Source organism: Bradyrhizobium sp. 31Argb (assembly GCF_043638955.1).
Classification (GTDB): Bacteria; Pseudomonadota; Alphaproteobacteria; order Rhizobiales; family Xanthobacteraceae; genus Bradyrhizobium.
Genome location: NZ_JBEGDB010000014.1, coordinates 42800 through 59238, shown reverse-complemented (window position 1 = coordinate 59238; position 16439 = coordinate 42800). Strand labels below are relative to the sequence as shown.

The window sequence follows — 16439 nt, the reverse complement described above, 5'->3', positions numbered from 1 at the left end:
GATCGCCTTGCGATCCTTCCAGGATACGAAGGACAGGCTGTTGCGGATCAAATGCACGATGCAGGTCTGGACCATCGCTTTGGGAAAGACGCTGTTGATCGCCTCGGGAAAGCCCTTCAGACCGTCGACGACGGCAATCAGGATGTCGGCGACGCCGCGGTTCCTCAGATCGTTCATGACCTTGAGCCAGAATTTGGCGCCTTCGGTCTGCTCGATCCAAAGCCCGAGGACGTCTTTCTCGCCCGATGCAGTAATGCCCAACACGACGTAGACCGCCTTGTTCTTGACCATCCCTTCGTCGCGGATCTTGACCCTGAGCGCGTCGAAGAAGACCACCGGATAGATCGATTCCAGCGGCCGGCTTTGCCATTCGCGGACCTCGTCGAGGATCGCGTCGGTGACTTTGCTGATCAGATCGGGCGACAGCTCGGTGCCGTAGAGCTCAGCCAGATGGCCCTGGATCTCCCGCACCGTCATGCCCCGCCCATAGAGGCTGATGATCTTCTCGTCGAAGCCGTCGAAGCGGGTCTGGCCCTTGGCGACGATCACCGGTTCGAACGTGCCGGCGCGGTCGCGCGGCACCTCGATCTCGATCTCGCCGTCGTCCGTCAACAGCGCTTTGCTGCTCGTGCCGTTGCGGCTGTTGCCCGACCCGCGGCCCGCCGGGTCGCCCTTCTCGTAGCCAAGGTGGTGGGTCAGCTCCGCACCCAGTGCGCGCTCCAGAAGCGCCTTCTTCAGTCGTCTGAAAAGACCGTCTTCGCCGGCCAGGTCTTCCGCCTTGAGGCTGCCCCCCGCAAGAATCTGGTCCAAAATCTCAGGTGAAAAATCCGTAGCCATGTGAGTCTCCTGTCAAAGGTAAACTCACAGAAACCATCTTACACTGAGTTACTGACACCCTCCATTCACGCGAGTCTGATCAGGCCCGAGCAGATGGAGCGCGCTCACAAGCTGGGGGTCAGAGTCGATTTCCAGAACGTCTTCATGTGGGATAAGGCCGCGACCGTCGAGCGCTTCCTGGGACGGCCGACCGCCGATCGCGCCGTGCCGACCAAGACCTTGATCGAAAAAATGGGGCTGGACAGCCTCGGCGCCGGAACCGACTTCCCCGTCAACCCGATCAACCCGTTCCTCAACATGTACATCATGGTGACGCGGAAAGATCCCAATGGAAACGTGTACGGCGCCGCGGAAGCTATCAGTCGCGAACAGGCGCTCCGTCTCTACACGTCGGCAGCTTCGCGCTACACGTTCGACGAAGCACGCAAGGGTACGATACAGCCGGGCAAGCTTGCAGACCTCACGGTCCTTTCCGCGGACTACATGGCCATTCCGGAAGAGCAGATCAAAGACATCAAGGCGGACATCACGCTGGTTGGAGGCAAGGTCGTCTTTCAACGCTGACTCAGGGAGGAGACGAACGCCGAAGCGTGCAATGTCGACGTCGCCAGCATTCGCCGACGCCGGACGCTTGGGTCGGAGGACGGCAGTGCGGGGAGCGGGCTCTGGCGACGGAGGTGTGTTCCGGACATCTGACGGTATTTGAAGATTTGTGTCAGTCGAGCACTGTCAGTGTTGGTGGCGCGCCATCCAGTCGATAGACTCCGACAGGTCGCGGAATTGGTAGTGTGTGTGAGGAGCAAAATTATTCTGTGAATTCAAGGTCAAGAAAATGCGGCGGGTATACCGTCGGCATTTGTCCGTCCGACTTGGAAATTCGTGCTTGCAAATCAACGACCAAACGCCCTTCGAAACGATTGAGTGGGAGTAGGGCGGCCGGCTGCTATCGCGCAGTTTTGCGTAGTCTGGTGGAGTTGTTCTCGCTTCCTTCGCGTTGAGAATTCTGACCGTAGCGAGCTTGGCTTATCCTGGTAGAAGTCCAAAATCCATTGCGTCTTCACTAATGGAGTATCGCAGCGCGTTGGATCGTACAGAAGGGCCGGAGGCCCAAAGCTTAGCTTCGAGCACCGGCGGGTTTTGGCGCAAAGCGGCCGAAATTTGATTGGCCACGCTGTTCTTGGCCGTTGTTAGCTGAAACTTGCCCATGATGGATTGGAGCGAGAGTTCAAATTTTTCAATCGGTTAGTAGGGTGCGTGTGCACGACGTGTGCACCAGGAGATCAAGAAAGATCTATTGAGAGCAAGTGTGGGCGATCGTTCTTTGGAGTGATGCGACGTCCGCAGAAGCGCTGGCGGCTTGGAGAGTTGGATAGGGCAGGGGCACGCAAACGACTAAGGAGTTGATCGCGCCCGTCACAAGTAGAGCTCGGTGATCGGTTGGTCGCGAAGAACTGCGCGAATGACAGTGAGGACAAAAATTGGTGTTGGGGTTCGAGTCGCTTCCCCGCTGCTACGGGCTAAGATCCCTCACGCCAATCTACTTGGCGGACCGAGTGCCCAATGAGGCGCTTCGGCTTGCGTCCAGGAGCCGAATAAGAGTCGGCTGGCATGGGGCGGTGGCACCTCTTCCCGCCTTGCATGGAGTTAGCGAGGCCGACATCATCTGCCTCATAAGATCAGATCGGATAGTTTCGTACATTGTATCCGGGGATCTGGGCTCGTTCGAATGCAGCGGCCAGGCGCACGACGTCGTGCTCGCTGTGTGATCGTCCGACGATCTGAAGCCCGACCGGCATTCCGTCCGCTGCGACTCCCGCGCAGACCGACGCTGCCGGCTGTCCGGTAAGGTTGAAGGGATAGGTGTAATAGACCCATGAGACGAGATTTCGATCTGGCAATTCGTCGGGAATATTCTTGCCAATCTCGAGCGAGGTGACGGGAAGGACCGGCGAAATCAATATGTCATAGCGTTCGAAGAAACCACGAAGGGTGTCGCGCAGGGCATAGCGGGAAAATACCTTGGTGTAATAATCGCGCATGTCCTGGGTCAGCGCCGGTTCGAGCACATCGGCGACCGCCGGATCGAGCAGGTCGCGCTGATTCTCTATGAATGATCGCAGACGAATGCCCACGCCGGCATAAAATTCTGCCGTCCATAAGTCCGCGGGATCGGCGTCGAAGACCTTCTCGACAAGATCGACCTGGCAGCCGAGCGTTTCAAGCGTTTCTGCGGCGCGGTCGGTCAGCTTGAGGACTTCGGCATTGGGCCGCGCGTAGCCCAAGGTCGGGCTGTAAGCCACTCTCATTCCGGCGACGGGTTGCGCCAGCGCCGCAATGACGTCCGGGACGGGGCCAGCGACGCTGAACGGATCGCGGCGATCGAAGCCGGCGATAACGGAAAATAGCAGCGCGGCGTCCTCGACCGAACGCGCCAGCGGACCAATATGTGCAAGTGTTGGTGTCGCGGAAGTCGGCCACACCGGTACGCGGCCGAACTGTCCCTTGATTCCGGTAAGGCCGCAGAAGGAAGCGGGGATACGGATCGATCCACCGCCGTCGGTGCCGAGCGCGAAGGGCGTGATACCTGCGGCAACCGATGCGGCCGCGCCGGCACTCGAGCCGCCCGGCGTCTTGTCCAGGTTCCAGGGATGGCGGGTGATGCCGGTAAGCCGGTTGTCCCCCACTGGCTTGCAGCCGAATTCACTCGTCGTGGTCTTGCCGATCAGAATGCCGCCAGCAGCCCGGGCCCGCTCGACCGCCGGCGCATCCACGGAGGCGACGTTCGATCTCATTGTCAGCGAACCGGACGCGTAACCGACGCTCTTCACCGCCATCAAGTCCTTCGCAGAGAACGGAATGCCATGGATCGGGCCGAGGGGATCGCCCTTCATCGCGGCGGCTTCGGCCTGCCGGGCCGCGGCGAGGGCCTCGTCCGGCATCAGCAGATAAAATGCATTGAGCGTCGCTTGCGTCGCCTCGGCTTTCTCGAGCGCACGCTTCGTCAAATCGACCGGCGATATCTCCTTGGCGACAACGCGTCGGCGCATCTCCGTCGCGCTCATGGTGTCGAATTCGGCCGACATCGCTGTAACCTCTTTGCAGGAGAGAAATTCCGGACGGCACGCAGGGAACGCCGTCCGGATTGTTTCGCAAGTTCGGTGGGGCGGCCCTAGTTGATGACGGCAAAGGCGCGCACTGGTGATCCCGAACCACCCTTGAACTTCAGCGGTACGCCGAAGAACTGGAATTCGCCCTTGCCGATCAGCTCTTCAAGATTGACCAGCCATTCCCAATGGCTGATGCCGAGGTCGCGGCACAGGCGGTGTTGCGCGAAGATATTGTCGGTCGGCTTGTCGGTTGACGGTCCTTCAACGCCGTGCATCTTCGACCCCCGCTCGTGAAGCCACCTCGTGGCTTCGACGGTCAGAAGTGGATTCTTCCAGACTGAATCGAGGCTGGGGTAATTGCGCTTGTGGAAGCCGGTGCAGAGCAGCACGATATGCCCGTTGACCTTGACACCGGCTTTCTTCTCGGCCGCCTCCATGTCCGCAACCGTGATGTCGCCGAGATCCGGGATATGCTGCAGGTCGAAACAAACGGCCTTTCCCATGAACATTTCCAGCGGCATTTCGTCGATTGGCTTGCCGCTCGGGTTGACATGCTTGAACGCATCGACATGCGTTCCGACGTGATCGAGCATCGCGATGAAGTTTGTCTGGAAGGTCATGGGATCGCCCGGCACGCCGAGATCGGCCGATTTCGTGCTCTCGTGGCTCATGTGAACCGCCATCACCGGCCGCTGAAAAAGCTTGTGCGCTGGCATGTTGTCTTCGATAGTCAGGCTGAGATCAACGATACGCTGAGCCATGGTCACTCCTTAGGCTTTGGGGTTAAGAACGCTTCTTCTTGCCGAGGAATGCTTCCATCACCTCGGGGTCGCGGGCGAGTTCGCAACTCGGGCCCTGGCGCGTGATGCGTCCGTTGGACACCACGAATCCGTAATCGGCGACCGCGAGCGCATGCGAAGCAAGCTGCTCGACGAGCAGTATGGTCAGGCCTTCCCGGTTGAGCTTGCTGAGCGTCGCCAACAATTGATCGACGATCTTCGGCGCCAGACCGAGTGACAGTTCGTCGATGATGAGAAGCTCGGGCCGTGCCATGAGGCCGCGGGCAATCGCGAGCATCTGCTGCTCGCCGCCGGACATGCTGCCCGCCTGCTGCTGCAATCGCTCGTTCAATCGCGGAAACAGCTCGAGAACCTTTTCGAACGTCGCGCGCGAAGCCTCGTCCTTCAGGCCGCCGCGCAGATAGGCTCCAAGAATGAGATTATCCTTCACCGTCTGGTCCGGAAACAGCAGCCGCCCTTCCGGGACCATCACAAGCCCACGGGCAACCTTGCGGTCGGCACCCAGGTGAGCGGTGTCCTCGCCACGGAAGTAGACCTGTCCGGCGGACGGCCGGACCAGACCGGTTGCGCCGCGCACCATCGACGATTTTCCGGCGCCGTTATTGCCGATTACCGCGACAAACTGGCCGCGGCTGATCGTGAACGATACGCCGCGCACCGCAATGGCCGCACCGTAGCGCAACTCCATGTCGCGGACGTCGAGCAGCGCCTCGCTCATGCCCTTGCCTCTTGCGGTAGCGTATGCGAGAGCGACGTTCCGAAATAGGCCTCGATCACGCGTGGGTCGTTCTGAACTGTGGCCGGCATGTCGCTTGCGATCACCTGCCCATAGTCGAGCACGGTGACGGTGTCGGCGAGCGCCATGATCAGGTCGACATGATGTTCGATCAACAGCACCGAAATGCCGAGGCTCGCGATGCGGCGTATCATCGCCTCGAGATCGTCGATCTCCTGGGAAGTGAGGCCGGCCGCCGGCTCATCAAGCAGCAGAAGTCGGGGCTTGGTCGCGAGTGCGCGTGCGATCTCCAGCCGGCGCTGCAGGCCGAACGGCAAGTGCCGCGCTGTATCATTGGCTTGCGGCAACAGTCCGACGAAATCCAACAGGCCGATGGCGGCCGCTCGGCATTCACGCTCGTCGTGCCGCATCCTCGGCGTGCGCAGCAACGCGCCGGCGAGTCCGTAGCGCAGGCGCTGGTGGTAGCCGACCATTACATTGTCGAGCACACTCAAGTCACCGAACAACTCGGTGTTCTGAAAGGTTCGCGCCAGCCCGAGCCTCGCAACGTCGTATGAACGGCACGCCGTCAGCCCGATCCCATCGAGTTCGAACCATCCCTCGTTCGGCTGGTAAAAGCCGGAAACCGTGTTGACGAAGGTGGACTTGCCTGCGCCATTGGGGCCGATCAGCGCGTGTATTTCGCCGCCCTTGACCCGCAAGGAGACCTTCGACAGGGCCGTCAAGCCACCGAACCGAACGGTCAAATCGCTTGCCACGAGTTCCGCCGGAAGCTCGCGGGCTTCATGATGCAAGCTCTTCTCGGCTGGAACGCCTTCCGACGATGCTGAAGCAGGATCGGGCCGGCGGAGACGGTCGAACAGGGAGCGCAGCGTCCCGACGATCCCGAGAGGCATGACGAACATCACCAGCAGCAACAGCGCGCCATAGGCGAATCTCTGCCAAATCTGGAACTGCTGAAGATATTCCGGCAGGTAGGTCAGAATATAAGCGCCGATGACGCCGCCGAAGGTCGATCCCGCGCCGCCGAGGATCACCATCAAAAGGAAGCGCACGCTGTCGGAGAACGTGAAGATGTCCGGCGAGATGTAGGAGTTCAGGAAGGCGTACAGCGCGCCGGCAATTCCCGTGGTCACCGATGCCACGGCAAAGGACAGCGTGCGGATAGCAGTTGGGTTGATGCCGAGCGCGCGTGCCGCGGTTTCGCTTTGGGCGACGGCAAGCATTGCGCGTCCATATCGCGAATATCGCAGATGGTGGATGAGCAGGACCGCGACGAACAGAGCTCCTGCCAGGACACAGTAGAAGGCGAAGCCGGACAGTTTGATGCCGAAAAGATTCGGTCGGGGTATCGACGTCAGTCCTGTTGTGCCTCCGGTGAGAGACTGCCATTCGATTGCAACGTTTTCGACGATGATGCCGAAGGCAATGGTCACCACCGCGAGATAGACGCCGCGCACGCGCACCGATGGATAGGCGAGCAGGGCGCCGAAGAGACTGCAGACGACGGCCGCGCTGATGCAGCAAGCGACGACATCAAAATGCAGCCGCGTCGCGAGGATCGCCGCGGTGTATGAACCGAGCGCGAAGAAACCGGCTTGCCCCAGTGAAACCAGACCGCTTAGTCCGACAAGCACGTTCAGTCCGGCTGCAATCAGGCCATAGATCAGGAACAGCATGAACAGGCGTAGTTCGTATTCGTTGGCGGCCTGAAGCGGAACCGCGATCAGGACGAGACCAAAGACGAGGAAGCCGATCGCGTTGAGGTACCTCATACCTTGAGAACCTCACGCTTGCCGAACAGGCCTTGCGGGAACGCGAGCAAGACCAGAACCATCACGCTGAAGCCGACGATCTCGCGGGCAGCCGTCGAGACATAACCCTCAACGAACTTCTCCATCACGCCGAACGCGAAACCGGCGATAACAACGCCCGGCGCGCTGGTGATGCCGCCGATGATGGCGACCGCGAAACCCTTCAAGCCCAGGATCGCGCCCATGCTGGCTGATACCTGGATCACCGGCGCGACGAGGATTCCGGCGGCCGCGCCAAACAGGGATGCGAGGCCGAACGAGAGTGCCGTGATGCGGTTGACGTTGATGCCCATCAGGGCGGCTGCCTGCTTGTTGTGGGCGACGGCCTGCATGGCACGGCCGACCAGCGTGTGCCGCTGCAGCAGCTTGAGGCCAATCACGACGGCCACGGCAAAAACGGGAATGAAGAGTTCCTGGGGGTAGACGCCCGCTCCAAGGATATGAACGGCGCCTGCCACGCCGGGCGACGGCAGCGGTCGCGAGAATCCTCCAAACTGCAGGGTTGCGAGCGCCTCGGTCATGACCCCGACGGCCAGCGTGGTCAGCATCCAGCCGACCGACGTCGCCGCACCCACGAACGGACGGACCGCAAATCGTTCCAGCAGAATGCCGAATATGCCGCCGGCGGCGATACCGAGAAGACAGGCGAGGGGCATCGGCACGCCCTGATCGACGCCGATCACCGCGACCACTGCCCCCAGCATGAGCGTGTCGCCATGCGCAAAGTTTACCGCCTTCGCCGCCGACCACATGATGTGGAAGCCGAGTGCGACGAGCGCATAGATGCCGCCGATGGCAAGGCCCGACAGGATGTATTGGATGGTCGTCGTCACTGCTGGACTCGCGGCTTGCGATCAAATCGGCCGGTTGGACGCGGCGTGGTCGATTTGCGCTCGTTATCGAAGGCAATCGTAGCGTGTTTGGCCGATGCCATTCGCAGCGCGATCACGATGTTGATTGATGCTGGTCACGGCAGCCAGCGTTGCGGGTGCTCAGGCGGAGTCCGCAACGATGGAAGTGTCCGTCGTCAGTTTGTCTTGCCGTAAGCCGTCTGCTCGATCGGCAACAGCTTCCCGTCAACCCACACTGTGAGCTTGTAGTACTTTGGCAGGATTGCATCCTGACGTTCGGGATCGGACGGGTCGAAGGCCGGCTTGTATTCGGCAACCAGGCCGTCGTAGTCCACGGTATAGAGGGCCTGGCGAACCTTCTCCCAATCGTAGGATTGTGCCTTTTCGATCGCCCTGGCGATGATGTGGACAGCATCATAGGCGTTGGCGACGCCGGAACCCATCTTGATCTCGGCGGGATCCTTGAGGCCGTACTTGGCCTTCACCTTGTCCCAGAGCGCCAGCTTCTTTGCGTCCATTGACCCCATGAAAGTATAGGTCTGGATCACCTCGACGCCGTTGGCGAGCGGCCCGGCCAACTCTCCGAGGTTGCCGGCAATGCCCCACGCGCCGATGATGGTAGGTTTCCAGCCGACCTTGTCCATCGAGCGCAGGATCTGGTTGCCCTCGCGGTCGAGCGCCCAGAACAGCGCGACGTCGGCGCCGGCGTCGCGCGCGCGGATAACCTGCGGCGACATGTCCTGGTCGCCCCAGTTGAAGGTCTCGGCTGCGGCCAGCTCCTTGCCTTTCTTCGCCATCGCATCCTTCACGTCGGCGATCGCGCCATTGCCCCAGCCGGTATTCTCATAAAAGAATGCGACCTTGCCCGACTTCGAGGCTTTCAGCGCCTGGTCGACAAGATAGCGCGCGACCCACTTGTCCTTGGCGGAGACACGGAACATGAAATTCGGGTTGTGGCCATTTTCGATCGCTTTCGTATTGGCCGCGAGCACGCCGACATAGGGAATGCCGATGTCATTGACCGGCTCGGCTTGCGCCACGGCGACCGTCGAGTGGTAGCCGCCGAGGATAGCAATGCATTTGTCGGCCAGCGCGATGCGGCGGGTATTGTCGACGCCGCGAGGCGGCGCGCCGGCATCGTCGTACTGAATGAAGCTGAGCTTCTTTCCAAGCACGCCGCCCGTCCCGTTGATCTCCTCGATCGCGATCTCGGCTCCCATCTTGATGGCCTGCCCGCCGAAGGCTGCGGGGCCGGTCGTGGCTGAAGAGTTGCCAATGCAAGGCATCTGCTCGGCAACCGCCACCGTCGACAACAAACTCATCATCGTCACCGCCGCGAGCCCGGCGCCAACCCCAATTCGCGAAGTCATAACTGATCTCCGATGCCTTTTTGCTGAAACAAACGCCCCTTCTTGTCGGCAGCTAACGAGAAAAGAACTTCGAGAACAAAGATCAAATTCCAATGGTCTGATATAGGAAAAACCTATGCCACCTTACGTGCTCTCGTTTCAAGCAGCTTGACGGCTAGGAAATAATTGATTTTAATGAGCTATATCTTCTGTTAGGCAATAGGTTTTCTCTGATGCTCAATTTGAGAGCAGAACAACAGTGACATATTGAAGCGTCTCCGCCGCGATGGATCTCCGCCAGCTTCGATACTTCGTGCAGATCTTCGAGAGCGGCAATGTTTCGCGCGCGGCCGAGGTGCTGCGCATCGCCCAGCCTTCCCTCAGTCAACAGATCAAGCAACTGGAAGAGGAGCTCGGCGTCGAATTGCTGGTGCGGCATGCGCGAGGGGTCACGGCTACCGAGCGCGGCCAGCAACTTTATGATCACGCCCGACGCATCCTCGACGAAGTCGACCACGCCAAGAAGAACGTGCGTTCGCAGACGCTTGCGCCGTCGGGACGTGTCTCCGTCGGGCTCCCGACATCGGCGGCGAGAGGACTTTCATTACCGCTATTCGAGGTGATGGCAAGGCGGCTTCCGAACGTCACGCTGCATCTCGTCGAGGCCATGACCGGCTTCCTGGACGAATTGATCCAGGCAGGTAGGCTCGACGTAGCTCTCCTGTACAATCACAAGGCGTTCGAGCATGTCGCCTGGACCGAGATGATGAGCGAGGACCTGATGCTGTTCGTCGCCAAGGACAGTCCGATGGTCAGGCGGAAATCGGTCCCGTTCAGGAAGGTCTTCGCAAGCGATCGTATCGCGCTGCCTGGGCGGCCAAACGTGTTGCGCGTGGTGATTGAGCAACTCGCGGCGCGTCACGATGTGACGCTCACGGTCAAGGACTGCGACAGCCTGCCTGCAATCAGCAAGCTGGTGTGCGACGCCAACTACATGGCCGTCATGCCGCATTTTGCGTTCACCGATGAGCTCAAGCGAGGCGAGATGGTTGCAATTCCCATCGTCGACCCGGTGCCCTCATGGACTCTCGCGGTGGTGGTTTCGCAGCGGACCATGAACGCTCGGGGCAGCGAAGCGGTGGCCCGCATCATGGCGGATTTGATCGCGGAGATGGTTGAGCAAGGCACCTGGCGGGCGAAGTTGCACGGCGACAAGGTCACTGCGGAACGTTGACCGCGGTCCATCCATCCCGGACAGGAACTATTTTCGTCACGTAGTTCCCGTCTTTGTCGGAGTATCGTATTTCAGATGCAACCAGAGCTGCCTGACCTGATACTCGGCTGCAACATGGTCGCCGTCGCGCTGGTGCTGCTCACCGTTCCGATATTCGCCGCCCTGATGCGGATTCCATTTGTCATCATCGCGCCCCTGATCGTGATCTGCTCACCAGCGGCTTGGCAACCGTCCAGCCATACCGGGCGAGCCAAAATTGTTGTTCGAAATCAGCGAAATGCCGCCTCGTTTGAAGGTGTCAGCGCATGTAGCGGATCGAGGCAAAACGACCCAGGCAGGCGCCGCGCGACTGCTCTGCAGCTTCCACCGACGCCTGGCTCGAGCCGAAATCCTGACGCGGGATTTTGTCCAGCGTTGCTCTCGCGCGGCGGTCGTGGCGGTTCTCCGACAGCTTGTCGAGCATGGTGCGCAGGCGCTGGTTCTCGATCTCAAGCTCCCGCAGATGACGAAGGGCGGGCGAGGTGAGACCGCCATAACGTTTGCGCCAACGATAGAAGGTCCGCAGCGAGACACGGGCCGTGCTACAAATTTCGGCAATCGAAATGCCGGCATCCGCCTCTTCGAGCAGGAATAAAATTTCGTGTTCAGTGTGCTGTGAGCGGCGCATCGGCGTGGACCCTCATACGTGACCGACTACGGGCATATCGCATAGATTTCAGCCATTTGATAGAGACGCGATGCTTGCGCTGCCGGCATGACGGCAACGCGGTTCGATGCATCGCGGGTGTTGCGCACATTGCGTCATTGCGGTCGCCTCGCGAGGCAAAGGTAACATCCTAAATGGCAAAAGTGACATCACGCTTCGAGAAGCAAAGTCCTTGCCGAGCGCTTGAGCACACCTGAATACTATTTGGCGTTGCCTGACCAAATGCCATGATTTGAAATCGGACAGCACTCGGAGAGCAGAGGTCCGATCCATGGCAAGGTTTTCACGGCGTTCGTTTCTTCGCGGAACTGGACTTGGCGCGGCGGCGGCGCTGACGACATCGGTCGCTATGCCGGCGATCGTACGTTCCGCAAATGCAGCCGGCGGCACGGTCAAGCTCGGCTGCCTGTTTTCGTCGTCGGGGACGATGGCCAACATCGAGGGCCGCTTGAATCACGTCGTGAAGATGGCCGCGTCGGAAATCAACGCGAAGGGCGGCGTCAACGGCCGCACCATCGAGGTCATGGTGTCCGATCCCGCCTCCGACTGGCCGCTCTACGCGCAGATTGGCAAGCAGATGCTCGACCAGGACCAGGTTGCAGCACTGTTCGGCTGCTGGACCTCGGTCTCGCGCAAAACCGTGCTTCCCGTGGTTGAACAGGCCAACGGGCTGCTGTTCTACCCACTGCATTTCGAGGGTGACGAGAACTCGAAGAACGTCGTCTATGTCAATTCGCCACCCGCGAGCTCGGTGCTGCCGGCGGTCGATTATCTGATGAGCGAAGACGGTGTCAGCGCCAAGCGCTTCTTCATGCTCGGCTCGGATTACGTCTGGCCGCGTACGATCAACAAGCAGCTCAAGGGCTACTGGAAGTCCAAGGGCATCGCCGAGAGCGCGTGGAAGGAAGAGTATGTCCCGCTGGGCTTCTCCAACTTCCAGACGCTGGTCAACCAGATCCGCGCCTTCGCGGACGCGGGCGGCGGCAAGCCGATCGTGGTGCTGACGGTGGTTGGTTCGTCGATTCCGGACTTCCTGCGCGAATTCGCCAATCAGGGGGTCAAGGCCACCGACGTGCCGGTGCTCGGGCTCGACATGGTCGAAGCCGATCTCGAAGGTCTCAACACGGAGCCGCTGGTCGGCCATCTCAATTGCTGGGCTTATCTGCAGAACGCGAAGGCGCCGGCGAACACGGCTTTCCTCAAGCAGTGGGCCGATTACGTGAAGGCCAACAACGTGCCGTTCAAGGCGGATGTCGCCATCGATCCGATGGTCTCGGCCTATGATGCGGTTCATCTCTGGGCCATGGCAGCGACCAAGGCCAATTCGTTCGATGTGCCGGAAGTGACGAAGGCCTTCGCGGGTCTCTCCTTCGATTGTCCGTCCGGATACAAGCTCTCGATGACGGCCGACAACAACTATGTCTCGCGGGGCGTCTTCATCGGTTCGGTCAACGAGAAGCAGGGCTTTGACATTCTTTGGCAATCCAAGGATACGCCAAAACCTGTTCCGTTCAGCCCTTATAGTTGACCAGTGATCGCAGGCTCGCCTGGCCTGTCGGCTTCGCTCGGATGGTCGTGCGTGACTCGCGGCCTTGCGCTTGTGTTGTGCGTGCTCGTTGTCGCGTGGTGCTCGACCGCTGGTGCCGTGGAGCGGGCCGATCTGATCGGCAAAGTGTGCGGCGACGCGGCCGCGATGGGAGAGGCGGGTCGCGCAATGACCGGCATCGCGGCGGACGGCTCTCCCGACGATCGCGCCTGGGCCGCGCTGATTGCACGCAGTGTGATGGATCGGAAACTGTCCTGCGACGCCACGGGCGCCGTCGTCGCCTCGGCTGACGGGTCCGTTGACGCGCTGACGCGGGCGGCACGGAGCGCCGCCGACGGCAGCCGGTCGCCCTTGCTTAGCCTGAAGAACAGGGCGGTGTTCGAGACAGCCGACGCGGCGCTCGCTTTGCGCGGCTCGCCGGATCCCGCTCGGCGCGCTGCAGCCCTGCGCACGCTGGAACGGCAGGCCTCGAACCTGCCCGAGCAACTGTTCGAGGCGGCCGGCCGCGACGAGAGCAATCCTGGCCTGAAAGCGCAGATCTCGGCAGTGGCGCAGGGAGCCGCCTTGAACTCACCCGACATGGACAAGCGCATCGCCGCGATCGGCCGCATCGCGTCCCGGCCGGACCGGCACGCGCTGGCGCTGGTAGGACCGCTGACAAACGATCCCGCCTACAGCGCCAATACGGACTTCAGGCGCGCCGTCGATGCGGCGAGCGCAGCGATCCGTCGGGGCATCACGATCGGCGACATGCTCGCCACGCTTTACAATGGCCTGAGCTTCGCGAGCATCCTGTTCATGGCCGCGATCGGGCTGGCGGTCATCTTCGGCCTGATGGGCGTGATCAATCTCGCGCAAGGCGAGTTCATTATGCTTGGCGGCTATATCACCTGGCTGGTGCAGGAAGCCTTGCGGCAGATCGCGCCCGGCATGCTGCAGTGGTATCTCATCATTGCGATCCCTGCTGTCTTCCTGGCGACCGCCGCGATCGGCATCGTGCTGGAAGCGATCCTTCTGCGCCATCTCTATCGCCGTCCGCTGGTGAGCCTGCTTGCGACCTGGGCGGTCAGCCTGTTCCTGATCAATCTGGTGCGCGTCACATTCGGCACGCAGAACCTCCAATTCGTAACGCCGTTCTACATCACCGGCGGGGTGCCCGTGATCGGTGACTTCATCTTTACCTGGAACCGCATGTTTGCGATCGCGTTTGCGGCGATCACGCTTGGCCTGACCTGGGGCTTGATGCACCTGACCCCGCTGGGGCTGAACATACGGGCCGTCACCCAGAATCGGACTATGGCCGGCTGTATCGGCATCGCCGTGCGCCGCGTCGACATGCTGGCGTTCGGACTTGGTTCGGGACTTGCAGGATTGGCGGGGCTGGCGCTTGCGCCGATCTACAGCGTCAATCCGCAGATGGGACAGAACTTTGTCATCGACAGCTTCATGGTGGTGGTGCTCGGCGGCGTCGGCACGATCGCCGGCACCATCGTCGCGGCGCTTGGCATCGGGCAGATCAATGTGCTGATCGAGCCGCTGTGGGGCGCGGTTGCGGCCAAGGTCATCGTGCTCCTGATGATCATCGGTTTCCTGCAATGGCGGCCGGAAGGCCTGTTCGCCGTCAAGGGACGCCGGAAATGAGCTCGATCTGGTCGGATCGGCCGTTCCTGACTGTGTTGGCCGCAGTGCTTGCGGTCGCGCTGTTGCTGGTCATGTCCATCGCGGTTCCGTTCGGCTTGTCCGCCTATCTCGCCAATGCCATCGGGCAACTCGCGGCCTTCGCGGTGCTGGCGCTGTCGCTCGACCTGATCTGGGGCTATCTCGGCATCCTCTCGCTCGGACACGGGCTGTTCTTCGGCATCGGCGGCTATGTCGTCGCGATGTATCTCCTCAAGCATTCCTTCGAGGTCACCGGCAAGGTGCCGGACTTCATGCAGTTCATGGGCTGGACGGCGTTCCCGTTCTATTGGGCGGGCTTTGGCTACTTTGTCTATGCTGCGGTTATCGCTGTTGCCGTGACGCTCCTGATCTCCGGCGTGTTCGGCTACGTGTCGTTCCGCTCCCGGGTCGGCGGTGTCTATTTCGCGATCATCACCCAGGCGCTGGTCTATGTTGCGATGCTGCTGATGTTCCGCAACGATACCGGCTTCGGCGGCAACAATGGCATGACCGGGTTCGCCGTCATCTTCGGTTGGCCGATCGGCTCGCGCGGCGTCGTCATCGCGATCGCGGCGATCTCGGTCATTGCCCTTGCCTTGACGATGCTCGGCTGCCGCCTGCTGCTGCAGAGCCGCTTCGGCATGCTCATGATCGCGGCGCGGGACGACGAGGTGAGGTTGCGCACGCTCGGCTATGACACCTTATTGTTGAAGCTCGCCGTCTTGTGCCTGTCGGCGCTGATCGCGGCACTCGCCGGCATGCTCTATGTGCCGCAGGTCGGCATCATCAATCCCCGGCTGCTCGCGCCCGATCTGTCGCTCGAAATCGCGGTCTGGGTCGCAATCGGCGGACGAGGGCACCTGATCGGCGCCGTCATCGGCGCGGTGCTGGTCAATGCGATCAAGTTCTGGCTGTCGGCTGCCGCACCCGAGCTCTGGCCGTTCATCCTTTCGGGGCTCATCGTGCTGGTCGTGTTCGTATTCCCGAACGGGCTCGTCGATCTCGCCAGGTTCAGGCTTCATCACCCGCTGATCTCACGGCTGTCTTCCGAACCGGCGGAGCTGAACCGATGAGCGGGACCGCGCTGGTGATCGACGCGGTGACGGTCGAGTTCGGCAGTTTTCGTGCCATCGATACGCTATCGCTGGCGATCGATTTCGGTGAGGTCCGAGCGGTGATCGGGCCGAACGGCGCGGGCAAAACGACGTTGCTGGACGTGATCTCCGGCATCACGCAACCCAAGAAGGGCCGGGTGATCTTTGGCGACGCCACCGATGTGCTGCGCGCCGGTGAATCCCAGATCGCCCGTGCGGGCATCCGGCGGAAATTCCAGAAGCCGAGCATCTTCGAGGGCCTGAACGTACGCCAGCACATCGAGATCGGTGCGCAGGGCGGGCTGAAATGGTCTCTCTCGAGAGCCGAACTCGATCAACGCGTCGCAGAGGTTCTGGATGCTGTCGGCCTCTTGGCCCTGGCCAATCGCTCCGCATCCGAACTCGCGCATGGACAGAAGCAGTGGCTGGAGATCGGCATGGTCCTGGCGTCAAACCCGTCCGTGCTGATGCTGGACGAGCCGGTCGCAGGCTTGACCGACGAAGAGACCGAACGAACGGCCGCTCTCGTGCGAAGTCTCAAGCGCGCCGATCGTGCCATCGTCGTGGTCGAGCACGACATGGATTTCGTCGAGCAGATCGCCGATCGCGTCACGGTCCTGCACGAAGGAAAGACGTTGTTCGAGGGCTCGATGGCGAATGCAAGGGCCGACGCGCGCGTCATCGACGTCTATCTGGGTCGATAGGC

The 16439-nt window shown here is 61.1% G+C and carries 14 protein-coding genes; 6 read left to right on the top strand and 8 right to left on the bottom strand.

Annotation, left to right across the window (positions count from 1 at the left end; genetic code table 11):
• The coding region (locus AAFX91_RS04890; protein WP_394565723.1) for an IS256 family transposase at nt 1–837 on the bottom strand (837 nt) is incomplete at its 3' end.
• Between AAFX91_RS04890 and AAFX91_RS04885 the strand changes: the two genes are divergently transcribed.
• Nucleotides 838–1401 carry an amidohydrolase family protein gene (locus tag AAFX91_RS04885; RefSeq protein WP_394565722.1) on the top strand — a complete coding sequence of 188 codons (564 nt, stop codon included), beginning with the start codon at nt 838–840 and terminating at the stop codon, nt 1399–1401.
• Nucleotides 1402–2513: 1112 nt separating this feature from the next.
• On the opposite strand, the gene AAFX91_RS04880 is transcribed toward AAFX91_RS04885, so the two are convergent.
• The 6 genes from AAFX91_RS04880 to AAFX91_RS04855 form a co-directional block, all read right to left on the bottom strand.
• Nucleotides 2514–3920: an amidase gene (locus AAFX91_RS04880; RefSeq protein ID WP_394565721.1), complete on the bottom strand. Its 1407-nt coding sequence runs from the start codon at nt 3918–3920 to the stop codon at nt 2514–2516.
• An 86-nt stretch (nt 3921–4006) separates the two neighbouring features.
• On the bottom strand, nt 4007–4705 hold the full coding sequence (locus AAFX91_RS04875; RefSeq protein WP_394565720.1) for a cyclase family protein: 699 nt from the start codon (nt 4703–4705) through the stop codon (nt 4007–4009).
• Nucleotides 4706–4727: 22 nt separating this feature from the next.
• The gene (locus AAFX91_RS04870) at nt 4728–5462 is read right to left on the bottom strand and encodes an ABC transporter ATP-binding protein (RefSeq protein WP_394565719.1); all 735 of its coding nucleotides are present in this window, start codon (nt 5460–5462) and stop codon (nt 4728–4730) included.
• Nucleotides 5459–7255, bottom strand: a complete 1797-nt coding sequence (locus AAFX91_RS04865) for an ATP-binding cassette domain-containing protein (RefSeq protein WP_394565718.1) — start codon at nt 7253–7255, stop codon at nt 5459–5461. The genes AAFX91_RS04870 and AAFX91_RS04865 overlap by 4 nt, the downstream gene beginning before the upstream one ends.
• Entirely contained in the window at nt 7252–8127 is an 876-nt protein-coding gene (locus AAFX91_RS04860; protein WP_394565717.1) for a branched-chain amino acid ABC transporter permease, read from the bottom strand. Before AAFX91_RS04860 ends, AAFX91_RS04865 begins: the two co-directional genes overlap by 4 nt.
• A 194-nt stretch (nt 8128–8321) precedes the next feature.
• Nucleotides 8322–9467, bottom strand: a complete 1146-nt coding sequence (locus tag AAFX91_RS04855) for an ABC transporter substrate-binding protein (protein ID WP_394565726.1) — start codon at nt 9465–9467, stop codon at nt 8322–8324.
• A 313-nt stretch (nt 9468–9780) separates the two neighbouring features.
• On the opposite strand from AAFX91_RS04855, the gene AAFX91_RS04850 reads away from it, so the two are divergent.
• Nucleotides 9781–10728 carry a LysR substrate-binding domain-containing protein gene (locus tag AAFX91_RS04850; RefSeq protein ID WP_394565716.1) on the top strand — a complete coding sequence of 316 codons (948 nt, stop codon included), beginning with the start codon at nt 9781–9783 and terminating at the stop codon, nt 10726–10728.
• Nucleotides 10729–11026: 298 nt separating this feature from the next.
• Here AAFX91_RS04850 and AAFX91_RS04845 read toward each other — a convergent pair whose 3' ends face one another.
• Entirely contained in the window at nt 11027–11395 is a 369-nt protein-coding gene (locus AAFX91_RS04845) for a transposase (RefSeq protein WP_394565715.1), read from the bottom strand.
• Between the two features lie 310 nt (nt 11396–11705).
• On the opposite strand from AAFX91_RS04845, the gene AAFX91_RS04840 reads away from it, so the two are divergent.
• From AAFX91_RS04840 to AAFX91_RS04825, 4 genes are read left to right on the top strand one after another with little or no spacing between them, the layout of a single operon-like run.
• On the top strand, nt 11706–12962 hold the full coding sequence (locus AAFX91_RS04840) for a transporter substrate-binding protein (protein WP_394565714.1): 1257 nt from the start codon (nt 11706–11708) through the stop codon (nt 12960–12962).
• A gap of 51 nt (nt 12963–13013) precedes the next feature.
• Nucleotides 13014–14621 carry an urea ABC transporter permease subunit UrtB gene (gene urtB / locus AAFX91_RS04835; protein ID WP_394565713.1) on the top strand — a complete coding sequence of 536 codons (1608 nt, stop codon included), beginning with the start codon at nt 13014–13016 and terminating at the stop codon, nt 14619–14621.
• Nucleotides 14618–15712, top strand: a complete 1095-nt coding sequence (urtC, locus tag AAFX91_RS04830) for an urea ABC transporter permease subunit UrtC (RefSeq protein ID WP_394565712.1) — start codon at nt 14618–14620, stop codon at nt 15710–15712. Before urtB ends, urtC begins: the two co-directional genes overlap by 4 nt.
• Nucleotides 15709–16437, top strand: coding sequence for an ABC transporter ATP-binding protein (locus AAFX91_RS04825; protein WP_028163170.1), 729 nt, complete (start codon nt 15709–15711; stop codon nt 16435–16437). The genes urtC and AAFX91_RS04825 overlap by 4 nt, the downstream gene beginning before the upstream one ends.
• Nucleotides 16438–16439 lie beyond the last annotated feature (2 nt).